Raw genomic sequence first — 12,584 nt, forward strand, 5'->3', positions numbered from 1 at the left:
ATTAAAAAAGACCCGGACAATCCCTCAAAAGGCTGTACCGGGTCTGCTGGGTGCTGCTGGGATGCATCGGCAGATTACAAGAAGAATGGACTTGGCTGGAACAGTCTTTCTACTTCAGGGATATATTTTTTATCTACCAAGAACATCACCACATGGTCATCTTGCTGAATTTGGGTACGATCGTGAGCAATCAGCACCTCATCACCACGCACTACCGCACCAATGGTGGTGCCCGGTGGCAGCTTGAGTTCACCCACTGTCTTACCCACCACCTTAGAGGTGTGTTCATCACCATGGGCAATCGCCTCAATCGCCTCGGCTGCCCCGCGGCGCAGGCTATAAACGTTGGCAATATCAGCGCGGCGCACATGAGTTAACAGGGCGGAGATCGTCGCCTGCTGCGGCGAGATCGCAATATCAATCGATCCCCCCTGCACCAAGTCGACATAAGCACTGCGTTGGATCAGCACCAGTGTCTTCTTCGCGCCCAGCTTCTTCGCCAGCATGGCTGACATGATGTTGGCCTCATCCTCGTTGGTCACGGAGATGAAGACATCGATCTGATCGATGTGCTCTTCGACGAGCAGCTCTTGATCCGCCGCATCACCGCAAAACACGATGGTATTTTCCAACAGTTCGGAGAGCTGCTCCGCCCGCTTTTGATTACGCTCGATGAGCTTGACGCTATAGCGTTTCTCCAGCTGGCGGGCCAAGCCGGCACCGATATTACCACCACCGACAATCATGATCCGCCGATAGGGGCTCTCAAGCCGTTGTAACTCCGACATCACCGCCCGAATATGGCCGGCGGCGGCAACGAAAAACACCTCGTCATCGGCCTCGATTATGGTGGTGCCCTGTGGTCGGATCGAGCGGCCCTGACGGAATATCGCCGCCACCCGAGTTTCGATGTTAGGCATGTGATCGCGCAAAGTAGACAACGCATTACCCACCAGTGGGCCGCCGTAATAGGCTTTTACTGCTACCAACCCCACTTTGCCATCCGCAAAATCGACCACCTGCAAGGCACCAGGGTACTCGATAAGGCGCCGCACATAATCCGTCACCAATTGCTCTGGCGCGATCAGATGATCCACGGGCACCGATTCAGGCAGGAACAGGCGGTCTTGTTCGGCCAAGTAGGCGGGGGAGCGGATCCTAGCCACCTTGTTCGGGGTGTTAAACAGCGAGTAAGCCACTTGGCAGGCGATCATGTTGGTTTCGTCACTGTTAGTGACCGCCACCAGCATATCGGCGTCTTGGGCTCCCGCTTCGCGTAACACTTTGGGATGGGCGCCATGACCGTTGACTACCCGCAGGTCAAACTTGTCCTGCAGCTCACGCAAACGCTCGCTGTCGGTATCGACGATGGTAATGTCGTTGTTCTCCCCCGCCAGGTTTTCGGCCAGAGTGCCGCCAACCTGGCCGGCTCCCAAAATGATGATTTTCATAGGGAACGTCTACTCACGTTGATGCAGTAAAAGGCACAACCAGCAGGGTGCTGGCTGCGGTCCTGAAAGGGGTTTTTCATACCCGGCTTAGAGCTTGACCAATTTGGCATAGTAGAAGCCATCCATCTCGGCTTCGCCTGGCAAAAACTGGCGGCCCGGACAATCTGGCGTGTCCTGCGGATGTAGCGGCACTAATTTAGCATCCTTGGTCGCCACCAAGAAGGCGCGGATCTGCTCGCGGTTCTCTTCCGGCAGTACCGAACAGGTAGCGTACAGCAGGGTGCCACCGCTTTTCAGCTTGCCCCAGAGGGCATTGAGAATCCGGCGCTGCAGCTCAGCCAGCTCACGAATATCCTGATCTCGGCGTAGCCACTTAATGTCAGGGTGACGGCGGATCACCCCGGTAGCGGAGCAGGGGGCGTCCAGCAGGATACGGTCAAACTGCCCCTCTGGCCACCACTGTTCCGGTGCCGCGGCATCGCCGTGGATAACCTTGGCGGCTAGGCCGATACGGTCTAGATTCTCCTGCACCCGTTTGAGGCGGTGCTCGTCGGCATCGACGGCGACCACCCCCGCAAGCTTGGGCTGACGCTCCAACAGGTGGGCGGTCTTGCCGCCGGGAGCCGCGCAGGCATCCAGCACCCACTCGCCCGCTTGCGGGTCGAGCAGTGCCGCAGCTTGCTGTGCTGCACCATCCTGTACCGAGCAGTCACCCACTTCGAAGCCGGGCAGCTTGGTGACGTCGCAAGGGCGTTCCAGCAGGATGCAATCTTCGCCCTCCTCACCGGCCACGGCATTGATGCCGACCTCGGCCATGCGCACCAGCATCTGCTCGCGGCTCTGGCGCTGGCTGTTGTTGCGGATCCACATGGGGGGGCGCTGGTTGTTCGCCGCCATGATAAACTCCCACTCATCGTGATAGGCCTGACGCAGCCGCTTGGTGAGCCACTCAGGATGACCGAGGCGAATGTTGGGAACGCGGTCGATGCGCAGCAGAATGACTTCTGCGCTCCGTTGGAAGTTGCGCAGCACACCATTGATGAGGCCACGCAGGGAGGAGCCTTTGAGCAGCTTGACCGCGTTGACGGTCTCAGCCACAGCGGCATGGGCAGGAATCCGGGTGTAGATAAGCTGATAAAGACCGACCAAGATCAGATAGTGGAAAATCCGGCTCTTATTCTTGAGCGGTTTATCCATCATCTCGCTCACTGCGGCGTCGAGACGGGGCAACCAGCGCAGGGTGCCGTAACAGAGTTCTTGCAGGAGAGCGCGATCGCGAGGGGCGACGTTCTCCTGCGCAGCAGGCAGAACAGCAGAGAGGGATTGGCCCTGATCCAGCACCTGTTGAATAACGAGAGCGGCCTGTGCACGTGTTTTCATAGCATTCCCTTAAATGCACAAGGCGGAGCCAAGCCCCGCTTGTGTCAGTACGGTTCAATCCAAGAGCGTGCCGGCTTCAAACCAGTCGCGGCGAGAGTTGAGCAGATCCGAAACGGACATCGCCTTCTTGCCCGGTGGTTGCAGGGTGAGCAAACGCAGCTCTCCCTTACCGGTGGCAATATCGATCCCCTGCTTATCAGCCTTGAGCAGAGTGCCGGCGGGTTGGCCGTGGTCGCTGTCGATGACGGTGACTTGCCATACCTTGATCGTCTGACCTGCCACTTCAAACCAGCTGATGGGCCAAGGATTGAAAGCGCGAATGCAACGTTCGATAGCAGTGGCGTCCATCGACCAGTCGATGCGGGCCTCTTCCTTAGAAAGCTTCTCGGCGTAGTTGGCCAGCCCATCGTCTTGTGGCTCGGCCGCGGTCTCACCGGCCGCCATGGCATGGATGGTGTCGACCAGTGCCTGCGGGCCCAGCTCCGCCAGCTTGTCATAGAGGCTGGCGGAGGTTTCATCAGCCGCGATGGGGCAGCTAACCTTGCGGATCATGGCGCCGGTATCCAGCCCCACATCCATCTGCATGATGGTGACACCGGTTTCGCTATCGCCCGCCCAAATGGAGCGCTGGATCGGGGCAGCGCCGCGCCAGCGGGGCAGCAGGGAGCCATGGACGTTGATGCAGCCCAGACGTGGGGTATCGAGTACCACTTTGGGCAAGATCAGGCCATAGGCCACCACGACCATCAGATCGGCGCCAAGGGCGGCCAGTTCGGCTTGCGCCTCTTCCTTACGTAGGGAGTCAGGTTGGTAAACCGGTAGGTTGTGGGCCAGCGCCAGCGCTTTGACTGGGCTGGCAGTAAGTTTCTGACCACGACCAGCGGGCTTATCCGGTTGGGTATAAACGGCCACGACCTCATGGTCGGAAGACAACAACGCCGCCAGATGACGGGCGGCGAAGTCGGGTGTACCGGCAAAAATCAGTTTCAGCTTATTCAATGGGGCAGCTCCTCAGGGGGCTTTGCGGTCTTCGCGGGCCATCTTTTCCAGCTTTTGACGAATGCGCTGGCGCTTGAGTGGGGAGAGGTAATCCACGAACAGCTTGCCCATTAGGTGGTCCATCTCATGCTGGATGCAAATCGCCAGCAGATCGTCCGCCTCCAGTTCAAAGGATTGACCATGACGATCCAAGGCACGCACCTTAATTTGCTCGAAACGCGGTACCAGCGCACGCTGCTCGGGCACAGAGAGGCATCCCTCTTCGATACCCGTACTGCCACTTTGAGAGATCACTTCTGGATTGATTAACACCAGCGGGTGTTCACGATGTTCAGACACGTCGATCACGATAATACGTTGATGAATATCAACCTGTGTCGCTGCGAGGCCAATCCCCTCCTCCGCGTACATGGTTTCGAACATATCATCTACAATCTGCTGTAACGCAGGTGTGAAGGTCTCGACAGGGGCTGCAACAGTGCGCAAGCGTTCATCGGGGAAACGCAATACTTCTAGAATGGCCATAATTTTTTCTTTAGTTTGAGATAAATACCGTCTTAATTGGCGTAATTCTAGTCATTTACGCCGACAAAAAACAGCGACACTTGCGCGCAGAAGTAACAGGGAGTGTTATGTATCTGAAGCAAACCATCCTCGCTTGTCTGCTGATAACCGCGAGCACAACACTACAGGCAGAACAGCTGATACTCAAAGAGGGCTATCCCGAGCGCTATGTCGTGCAACCTGGCGACACCCTATGGGACATCTCTGGTAAATACCTCTCAGAACCTTGGCATTGGCCCCACCTTTGGCAGATCAACCCGCAACTGGCTAATCCTCACTGGATTTATCCGGGCGACACGCTGCACCTCAATTGGGTGAATGGGACGCCCCAGTTGAGCAAAGTGGCTCACAACGCTAAACCGGTCATTCGGCTGAGCCCTAAAATGCGTTACACCAGTAAAGCTGCCCCGATACCGACCTTACCAAGCAGCGATATTGCTCCCTTTCTGCAGAACGACCACATTCTGGCTGATATTGCGCAAGTCAAACGCTTGCCCTACTTGCTCGGCGCCAATGAAAAACACCTTGCGATGTTAGAGGGCCAAACCCTCTACGTGCAGGGCGTGCTCGCGACGGGACAAGACTATGCCGTCTATCACCTCGGCACCGTCTATAAAGACAAGGTGAGTGGTGAGATCTTGGGTCAAGAGGCGGTGTTAGCCGGAACTATCCGGGCGCAAGCACCCTTAGCAGAAGGAAGAACGCGCGCCACCCTACTCCATAGTCAGCGCGAAGTGCTGCAGGGGGATAAACTGATGCCCCTGCCTCCCCAAGGTGATCTGCCGAGCGTATTTAGCCCCAAAGCAGCCCCCGCGATCAGTCCCGGCTACATTATCGATTTGCCCAGCAAAGCCCGAGGAGGGGGGAAATTTGATGTGGTGCTGATCAACCGTGGCGCCCGAGATCAGCTAACTGCGGGTGATATGCTCGACATAAAACGGCCAGGTGCTGCCTTGGTTGGCCGCGATGGAAAAGAGGAATATAAGGACTTTTCATCGAGTTACGACAAGGTGTTTCACAGCGATAAGCAGCTCTCTTTACCTGCCGAGTCGATCGGTAAGGTGATGCTATTCAAAATCTACGACAAACTCAGTTATGGCCTAATCCTGCAAAGCCAAGAGATAGTGAGTACAGGCTATCAGGTTACCCACTTCTAACGTGAGCTACCCCAGCGAGCGCTTGGCGCATTGGCTCACGCTAGATTCGGTGACCGGTATTGGCCCCGTCACCGCCGCTCGGCTCCTTGAACAAGTTGAGGGGGATATCCAAGCGCTGTTTGATCGTGACGATGGCCAGCTCCGTCTTATGGGGCTATCACCAGAACAAATCCGGCAACTACGATGGCCGACTCCCGCGGTGGCCAACGGTGTTGAATGGGCTAACCAGCAGGGCAATTACCTACTCCCGCTCGATCACCCTGCTTATCCCCCGTTATTGGCAGCCATCCCTGCCGCCCCTCTGCTGCTCTACTGTCGCGGCGATCTGTCCGCACTTGGGTTGCCACAGTTGGCCATGGTGGGAACCCGTCATCCCACCTACGCGGGCAAGGACAACGCAGCTCGGCTCAGTGCTGAGTTGGTTGCGGGCGGATTAGCGATCACCTCCGGCCTTGCGTTGGGCATTGATGGGGTATGTCATCAACAGGCGTTAGTAGCGGGAGGGATCACCTTGGCGGTACTCGGTTCAGGCTTAGATTGTATTTACCCTAAACGCCATCAAGGGTTGGCGGCCACGATGTTAGAGCAGGGCGGTTTACTAATTAGCGAGTTAGTGCCAGATAAAGGGCCTTTGGCTGAACACTTTCCCCGTCGCAATCGTATTATCAGTGGGTTGTCGTTGGGCACCTTGGTAGTAGAGGCGACAGAGCAAAGCGGCTCGTTGATCACTGCGCGTTATGCGCTGGAGCAAGGGCGCGAGGTATTTGCGGTTCCCGGCGCGCCGCAAAATGAGCAAGCAATAGGCTGTAACAGATTAATCCAACAAGGAGCCAAACTTGTATTAAATGCCGCCGATATAATGGAAGAACTACCGATGCTCACTGGGTGGAAATGCCAGACCCACCCTGAATTAAAACAACAGCATAACCGTGAATTGCCTTATGCCGCGTTGTTGGATAACGTAGGTTATGAGACCACAAGCGTGGATACCGTTGCCGAGCGAGCTCAACTTCCTGTCGACGTTGTCTTAGGCAGGTTGGTAGAGTTGGAACTTGCCGGTGCAGTCATAGCGGTAGCCGGTGGATACGTCAGAACGAGGGGGGTGAATCATGTTTGATGTATTGATGTACCTTTTCGAGACCTACATCCACAGTGATACTGATGTAACGGTCGCGCAGGATGAACTCACTGACGAACTGAGCCAAGCGGGTTTCGATAAGGACGAAATCGAAAAGGCTCTCAATTGGTTAGAGCGGCTAGCTACCTTACACGATAGCGAGCGAGAAGTTTATGTCAGCGCCAGCGCGCAAGGGTCAATGCGGATCTACGCCCCGCAGGAGCTGATTCGTCTTAGCACCGAATGTCGTGGTTTTCTGCTGTTTTTAGAGCAAACTCAAGTGCTCAATGCGGAAACCCGTGAAATCTGCATCGAACGCCTACTTGAGTTAGACAAACCAGACATCGAGCTGGATGACCTCAAATGGGTAGTCATGATGGTGTTGTTCAACGTACCGGGCAGTGAAAACGCCTACCAGCAGATGGAAGAGCTGGTGTTTGATGAGTCAGATGGCGTCATTCACTGACAGCCTAGTGCCGCGCTGATAGAATTCAGGCCATCTGAATTGCAAGGCGCGGCCCATGTCAAAAATCGATCATCACCTTTTTTCCGCCCACGAACATGCGCTCGACCCCGAGCCGTGCCCGCTGTGTGGGGGGGAGCTGGTCATTCGCCAAAGTAAGCACGGCCCCTTTCAAGGCTGCTCCAACTACCCCACTTGCCACCATATTCGCTCTCTCACCCCGTCAGGCCATGACATCGAAAAAGTACTAGAGGGCTCCAGCTGTCCTCAGTGCAGCCAGCCACTGGCCATCAAAAAAGGGCGCTATGGGTTGTTCGTCGGCTGCACCCACTACCCTGTTTGCCAACACATTGAATCCTTGCAGGAAAGTGATAACACCCAGATCCCCTGCCCCGCGTGCGGCAAAGGCCACTTGGTCAGTCGCACCTCCCGTTACGGTAAGCAGTTTTACTCCTGTGATCATTACCCCCACTGCAAATATGTGGTTAATGACAAACCGGTTCCAACCCCTTGCCCAGTATGCGGTTGGGGTCTGATGGTGGAGAAAAAAGTACGGGGGCAACTGCGCTTAGTCTGTCCGCAAAAAAAATGCGGTCATCAAAGTGAGCGGGTATAATCCCGCCGCCGCGAGTGAATTGAAACGTTTGCGGCCAAGATCCCCCTCACCCGGAGTAAGGAACTTCCCACCATGAGTAAACCGTTTGTTGCCGTATTGATGGGCTCAGATTCAGATTTTCCCGTGATGCAAACCACGTTGGAGGTACTCAAGTCATTTGATATCGCCACCGAAGTGAAGGTCACCTCCGCCCACCGCACCCCAGCGGCAACCCATCAGTATGTGACCGATGCCGAGGCCCGTGGCTGCAAGGTGTTTATCTGCGCGGCTGGCTTGGCTGCTCACTTGGCTGGCGCGGTAGCGGGCATTACCACTCGGCCCGTGATTGGCGTGCCGATTGATGGCGGGCCACTCAAAGGAATGGATGCCCTGCTCTCTACGGTACAGATGCCGGGTGGAGTACCGGTTGCCACCGTCGCTATCGGCAACGCTGGCGCAAAAAACGCGGGCTATTTAGCGGCTCAAATGCTGGCTGTCGGGGATGATGAATTGGCAGCTAAGGTTCGTGCTGAGCGCCAAAAGAGTGCCGAAGAGGTCATGGCCAAAGATGCCGCGTTGCAGGCGCTATTGAAGTAAACCATCCCGTATTGGCAGGCTGCATATATTGCCATTTTCCGGCTTGGCTAGCAGCCTCTCTGCCGCCATCTCGTGTTGCACGATAAGCGGCCCCTTACTTTTATATGATGAGGCGACAGCTTGGCTGTCGCATTTTTTATGGCTAACGAATTTGAACTGGCTGTGACCGCTCTTCAACAGCAAGGCGTGATCGCCTATGCCACTGAGGCGGTATTTGGCTTAGGGTGTGATCCTGATTCAGAACTCGCCGTGCAACGCTTATTGGCGATCAAACAGCGCCCTGTAGAAAAGGGCTTGATCCTGATTGCAGCGAATGTTGCCCAGCTGCAACCTTATATTGACCTCAACACCTTGACGGCAGATCAATGGGCCCAGGTGGAGGCCAGCTGGCCTGGCCCTTTCACCTGGATCATGCCAGCCCGCGCGACCACCCCAGCATGGTTGACTGGCCAGTTTGCTAGCTTGGCGGTGCGTGTCACGGCACACCCTCAGGTGGCAGCCTTGTGCCAAGCATTTGGCAAACCACTGGTTTCCACCAGCGCTAATCTGACCGGTGAGCCCCCCGCTCGCCAAGTGGCCGAGTTCAGCCCATCACTGGCCAACCAATTGGCCTACATCCTGCCGGGTACGGTAGGGGGGCAAGCCAGCCCTTCACAAATCAGAGATGCCCGCACGGGTGCCATCATTCGCCCTTCATAAGCGGGGTCGCTGCCTAGTTTGACGGTCACGCGGATGAGCGATAGGCTCACCGCGAGATCACAATAATGACGGACAGGGCAATCAAGATCCTGCCGGACTGGAGACAATATGAGCAAACCGGATGTGGCCGAGGTCAAGGCCTTCCTGCTGCAGTTGCAGGATGAAATTTGCCATGGCTTAGCGCAAGCCGATGGCAGTGGCCACTTTGTCGAAGATAGCTGGCGCCGAGATGGCGGCGGCGGCGGCCGCACCCGAGTATTGCGCCACGGCGCGGTGATAGAGCAGGGCGGCGTTAATTTCTCCCACGTTTACGGCGATGCCATGCCCGTCTCTGCCACCGCTCATCGACCTGAGCTGGCAGGCCGTAAGTTTGAAGCCATGGGGGTCTCGCTGGTGATCCATCCCCACAATCCCTATGTGCCGACCAGCCATGCCAATGTGCGGTTCTTTATTGCTGAGCAAGAGGGAAAAGAGCCCATCTGGTGGTTTGGTGGCGGCTTTGATCTGACGCCATGCTACCCCTTTGCTGAGGATGTCCAACATTGGCATCAGACGGCCCACGATCTATGCCAGCCCTTCGGGGAGGATATTTATCCCGAGTTCAAAGCGTGGTGCGATCGCTATTTTTTCCTCAAACATCGCAATGAGACCCGCGGGGTGGGCGGCCTCTTCTTTGATGATCTCAATCGGTGGCCATTTGCCGATTGTTTTGCCTTTATGCAGGCCGTGGGCAAGGGGTTCCTTGCGGCCTACCTGCCCATTGTCGAGCGACGTAAGGCGTTGGCCTATCACGAGCGGGAGCGGGAGTTTCAACTCTATCGCCGTGGTCGCTATGTCGAGTTCAATTTGGTTTACGACCGCGGCACCCTATTCGGGCTGCAAACGGGCGGGCGTACCGAATCGATCCTGATGTCGATGCCGCCGCTAGCGCGCTGGGAGTACGACTGGCAGCCTGAGGCTGACAGCCCAGAAGCCTTGCTCTACCGCGATTACCTCGCCCCGAGGGAGTGGATCTGAGCAAACCGTCCCTCGGCCCTTGGCGGTTATCGAGAGACCTTAGTGCCGCCGAACATCGGCGTTAAGGCCTACCGCCCTCCACAGCCTGATTCAATATGGCAACTGACATAGACCTGACGGTATGGGTAGTCACTCGACCCATAGCCCTCTGATGGAAGAGATGAATGGATCACTATCTGGTTTTTGGCCACCCAGTGCGCCACAGCAAATCACCGTTTATTCATACCTTGTTTGCCAGACAAACCCAGCAAACGCTGGAATATGGCTTGGCGGAACCGGCCATTGATGGGTTCGCCGCTGCGCTACAACACTTTTTCGCGCAAGGTGGTAAAGGCTGCAATGTCACGGTGCCTTTTAAAGAGCAGGCCTTTACCTTGGTTGATCAGTTGAGCCCAAGGGCCAAACGGGCCGGGGCCGTCAACACCATCAAATTGACCGATGATGGGGTCTTGCTGGGGGACAATACCGATGGGGCCGGTCTGGTTGCCGATCTGACATCCCATGGGGTGACCCTGACAGGGCAGCGCATTCTGCTGTTAGGGGCGGGGGGGGCCGCCCGTGGTGCGTTGGCACCACTGCTGGCGGAGCAACCCACCGAGCTGGTGATCGCTAACCGCACCCACAGCAAGGCCGAACAGTTGGCGGCAGAGTTTCATGATCTGGGCACCGTGAGTGCCTGCAGCTATGAGCAGCTGACAGGCACCTTCGATCTCATCATCAACTCCACCTCTGCCAGTTTGCAAGGTGAACTGCCCCCGCTCGCAGCGACCTTAATTCATGCCGATATCGCTATCTACGACATGATGTATGGTGCAACCGACACCGCCTTTATTGGCTGGGCAAAACAGCACGGCGCTCGGCGCACCATGGATGGCTTAGGGATGCTGGTGGAGCAAGCTGCGGAAGCTTTTACCATCTGGCGTGGGATTCGACCTGGCACCAAGCAAGTATTGCGTGAACTCAAGCGTAATCTGGGGAGCATATGAACCAAGGTATTCACTTTCCAGACCTGGTGGAGTGGCAGGCGGATCAACAGCGCGTGTGCTTTCCAGCCCAGCAGATGGGGGCGCTGATCACCTGTTACATGAGCCTACACCAGCTGGAGGCACTCACTGGGCTGCCCCTTGCTGGGCAAGAGGATGCGCTGCGCGCGTTCGAGAGTATGCGCTTTGATATTGAAGAGCTTGTTGAAAAACGCATTGATGAGCAACGGTTTGCAGAGGACGGGGCGATTTATCTCTAGCATCGGGGAGTGAACAGCCCGTCACCCGCCCTCATCCGACCAAGCAGCAGAGGCGCGCTCACTGCGCGCCAGCTCATCAATGCCAAGTTTATCGCTGATGACTCACTGGGCTGTGGCGATCTAGCCAACCTTGTAATAACCCAACCAACAAGCCGACCAAATGGGCTGCATTGGCGATGGGGGTGCCCAGCAGATCGAAAAAACCGAGCACTAACCAAAACAACATAAATCCCATCAGCGCGGGCGGTAACGTTAATCCGCACGCGGGTTGCCACTTACTACGCAGCCAACAGTAGCCAAGCAGGGCATAGACCACCCCAGAGAGGCCGCCAAACGCTGGACCGCTGACAAAAAATTCGGCGATATTCGGTAATGCGGCGCCAATAAGCAACAAGATCAGGAGCTTACCACTGCCGATACGTTGCTCGATCTGCCCTCCCAGATACCACCACCACAGCAGGTTAAATACCAAGTGCAACACGGAAAAGTGCAGCAAAGCGGGGGTCACATAACGCCACAACTGCCAATCAGTGAACTGTGTCAGGGTGGGATGGAAGGCTAACGCATCCACCATTGGCAAGCCGATAGCATCCAGTGCATAGATGGCCAAACAGCCGATGATGACGAGCAGGGTCAGTGGCCCCGCTTGGTGGAGAAAATCGGTCACCGGATCCAGCATCCCTTTGCTGTAATCGAGCCGAGCATCCGCCCGACCAGATTGCCAAGAGGCCGCCATATAACGGGGATGAGTGGGGTCAGCTAAGAAGCGTTTCACCTCCTGCTGTGCCTGCACGAATCGTGCTTCGTCTACCAGCCAGATGGCGACACCGAGTTCGGATTGGGTCAGCTCGCAGCCGATGCCGAGGGTCGCTAGATAGTCGACTAGCGCATGGGCCATGCGGGCGTTGTCGAGCACCAGCAACTGGATCATGGGGTGTTCGCCTCAATGGGAAATTCCCTGCGCCATGCCTCAAATCCCCCATCTAGGCTGTAAACCGAGTCATAGCCCTGCTGCAGCAGATATTGCGCCGCCCCTTGGCTACTGTTGCCGTGATAGCAGATCACGATCACTGGGGTTTCGAACTCCACCTCATTCATAAAGCGCACTAGGGTATCGTTGGTGAGGTGAAACGCCCCTACCGGATGCCCCGCCGCAAAGGACTGCGGATCGCGGATATCGACTAGCCGCGCCGCGCCTGCAGCTAACTTCTGATAAGCATCTTGAGCACTGATGTGAGCAAACTGGTCCATTAACGTCTCCTACGTATCGGGGTAGGCCGCCAGTCTACCGCAAGTGGGGCC

At 56.4% G+C, this 12,584-nt stretch carries 15 protein-coding genes; 9 read left to right on the forward strand and 6 right to left on the reverse strand.

All coding sequences use genetic code 11. From position 1 onward, the window contains the following. Positions 1-74 precede the first annotated feature (74 nt). From trkA to def, 4 genes are all read right to left on the reverse strand, one after another. Positions 75-1,451 carry a Trk system potassium transporter TrkA gene (trkA, locus tag CUC53_RS11060; RefSeq protein WP_100294219.1) on the reverse strand — a complete coding sequence of 459 codons (1,377 nt, stop codon included), beginning with the start codon at positions 1,449-1,451 and terminating at the stop codon, positions 75-77. An 87-nt stretch (positions 1,452-1,538) separates the two neighbouring features. Further along, entirely contained in the window at positions 1,539-2,831 is a 1,293-nt protein-coding gene (gene rsmB / locus CUC53_RS11065; RefSeq protein WP_100294220.1) for a 16S rRNA (cytosine(967)-C(5))-methyltransferase RsmB, read from the reverse strand. Between the two features lie 54 nt (positions 2,832-2,885). After that, the gene (fmt, locus tag CUC53_RS11070; protein ID WP_100294221.1) at positions 2,886-3,830 is read right to left on the reverse strand and encodes a methionyl-tRNA formyltransferase; all 945 of its coding nucleotides are present in this window, start codon (positions 3,828-3,830) and stop codon (positions 2,886-2,888) included. Between the two features lie 12 nt (positions 3,831-3,842). Continuing rightward, complete coding sequence (gene def, locus CUC53_RS11075; RefSeq protein ID WP_100294222.1) at positions 3,843-4,355, reverse strand: peptide deformylase; 513 nt, start codon at positions 4,353-4,355, stop codon at positions 3,843-3,845. Positions 4,356-4,462: 107 nt separating this feature from the next. On the opposite strand from def, the gene CUC53_RS11080 reads away from it, so the two are divergent. From CUC53_RS11080 to CUC53_RS11120, 9 genes are all read left to right on the forward strand, one after another. Beyond that, positions 4,463-5,551 (forward strand): LysM peptidoglycan-binding domain-containing protein, encoded by a 1,089-nt coding sequence (locus tag CUC53_RS11080; protein WP_100294223.1) that lies wholly within the window; start codon positions 4,463-4,465, stop codon positions 5,549-5,551. A gap of 1 nt (position 5,552) precedes the next feature. Further along, positions 5,553-6,668 carry a DNA-processing protein DprA gene (gene dprA, locus CUC53_RS11085; protein ID WP_100294224.1) on the forward strand — a complete coding sequence of 372 codons (1,116 nt, stop codon included), beginning with the start codon at positions 5,553-5,555 and terminating at the stop codon, positions 6,666-6,668. Continuing rightward, entirely contained in the window at positions 6,661-7,134 is a 474-nt protein-coding gene (locus CUC53_RS11090) for a DUF494 family protein (RefSeq protein ID WP_100294225.1), read from the forward strand. Before dprA ends, CUC53_RS11090 begins: the two co-directional genes overlap by 8 nt. A 55-nt stretch (positions 7,135-7,189) precedes the next feature. Further along, complete coding sequence (locus tag CUC53_RS11095) at positions 7,190-7,747, forward strand: DNA topoisomerase family protein (RefSeq protein WP_100294226.1); 558 nt, start codon at positions 7,190-7,192, stop codon at positions 7,745-7,747. Positions 7,748-7,819: 72 nt separating this feature from the next. Beyond that, entirely contained in the window at positions 7,820-8,323 is a 504-nt protein-coding gene (gene purE / locus CUC53_RS11100) for a 5-(carboxyamino)imidazole ribonucleotide mutase (RefSeq protein WP_100294227.1), read from the forward strand. Between the two features lie 138 nt (positions 8,324-8,461). Continuing rightward, entirely contained in the window at positions 8,462-9,022 is a 561-nt protein-coding gene (gene tsaC / locus CUC53_RS11105; RefSeq protein ID WP_100294254.1) for an L-threonylcarbamoyladenylate synthase type 1 TsaC, read from the forward strand. A 108-nt stretch (positions 9,023-9,130) separates the two neighbouring features. After that, entirely contained in the window at positions 9,131-10,039 is a 909-nt protein-coding gene (gene hemF / locus CUC53_RS11110; protein ID WP_100294228.1) for an oxygen-dependent coproporphyrinogen oxidase, read from the forward strand. A 164-nt stretch (positions 10,040-10,203) separates the two neighbouring features. Beyond that, positions 10,204-11,025 carry a shikimate dehydrogenase gene (aroE, locus tag CUC53_RS11115; RefSeq protein WP_100294229.1) on the forward strand — a complete coding sequence of 274 codons (822 nt, stop codon included), beginning with the start codon at positions 10,204-10,206 and terminating at the stop codon, positions 11,023-11,025. Then, positions 11,022-11,282, forward strand: a complete 261-nt coding sequence (locus CUC53_RS11120; RefSeq protein ID WP_100294230.1) for a DUF1488 family protein — start codon at positions 11,022-11,024, stop codon at positions 11,280-11,282. The genes aroE and CUC53_RS11120 overlap by 4 nt, the downstream gene beginning before the upstream one ends. 88 nt (positions 11,283-11,370) lie before the next feature. On the opposite strand, the gene glpG is transcribed toward CUC53_RS11120, so the two are convergent. After that, the gene (gene glpG / locus CUC53_RS11125; protein WP_100294231.1) at positions 11,371-12,213 is read right to left on the reverse strand and encodes a rhomboid family intramembrane serine protease GlpG; all 843 of its coding nucleotides are present in this window, start codon (positions 12,211-12,213) and stop codon (positions 11,371-11,373) included. Beyond that, on the reverse strand, positions 12,210-12,533 hold the full coding sequence (gene glpE / locus CUC53_RS11130; protein ID WP_100294232.1) for a thiosulfate sulfurtransferase GlpE: 324 nt from the start codon (positions 12,531-12,533) through the stop codon (positions 12,210-12,212). Before glpE ends, glpG begins: the two co-directional genes overlap by 4 nt. Positions 12,534-12,584 lie beyond the last annotated feature (51 nt).

The sequence above is a fragment of the Aeromonas cavernicola genome (genome assembly GCF_002795305.1).
GTDB classification, from domain to species: Bacteria; Pseudomonadota; Gammaproteobacteria; order Enterobacterales; family Aeromonadaceae; genus Aeromonas; species Aeromonas cavernicola.

Excerpts from the sequence above, each read along its gene's own strand:
- trkA (WP_100294219.1), bottom strand. The coding sequence starts at position 1,451 with ATGAAAATCATCATTTTGGGAGCCGGCCAGGTTGGCGGCACTCTGGCC.
- rsmB (WP_100294220.1), bottom strand. The coding sequence starts at position 2,831 with ATGAAAACACGTGCACAGGCCGCTCTCGTTATTCAACAGGTGCTGGAT.
- def (WP_100294222.1), bottom strand. The coding sequence starts at position 4,355 with ATGGCCATTCTAGAAGTATTGCGTTTCCCCGATGAACGCTTGCGCACT.
- CUC53_RS11080 (WP_100294223.1), top strand. The coding sequence starts at position 4,463 with ATGTATCTGAAGCAAACCATCCTCGCTTGTCTGCTGATAACCGCGAGC.
- CUC53_RS11090 (WP_100294225.1), top strand. The coding sequence starts at position 6,661 with ATGTTTGATGTATTGATGTACCTTTTCGAGACCTACATCCACAGTGAT.
- CUC53_RS11095 (WP_100294226.1), top strand. The coding sequence starts at position 7,190 with ATGTCAAAAATCGATCATCACCTTTTTTCCGCCCACGAACATGCGCTC.
- purE (WP_100294227.1), top strand. The coding sequence starts at position 7,820 with ATGAGTAAACCGTTTGTTGCCGTATTGATGGGCTCAGATTCAGATTTT.
- tsaC (WP_100294254.1), top strand. The coding sequence starts at position 8,462 with ATGGCTAACGAATTTGAACTGGCTGTGACCGCTCTTCAACAGCAAGGC.
- hemF (WP_100294228.1), top strand. The coding sequence starts at position 9,131 with ATGAGCAAACCGGATGTGGCCGAGGTCAAGGCCTTCCTGCTGCAGTTG.
- aroE (WP_100294229.1), top strand. The coding sequence starts at position 10,204 with ATGGATCACTATCTGGTTTTTGGCCACCCAGTGCGCCACAGCAAATCA.
- CUC53_RS11120 (WP_100294230.1), top strand. The coding sequence starts at position 11,022 with ATGAACCAAGGTATTCACTTTCCAGACCTGGTGGAGTGGCAGGCGGAT.
- glpG (WP_100294231.1), bottom strand. The coding sequence starts at position 12,213 with ATGATCCAGTTGCTGGTGCTCGACAACGCCCGCATGGCCCATGCGCTA.
- glpE (WP_100294232.1), bottom strand. The coding sequence starts at position 12,533 with ATGGACCAGTTTGCTCACATCAGTGCTCAAGATGCTTATCAGAAGTTA.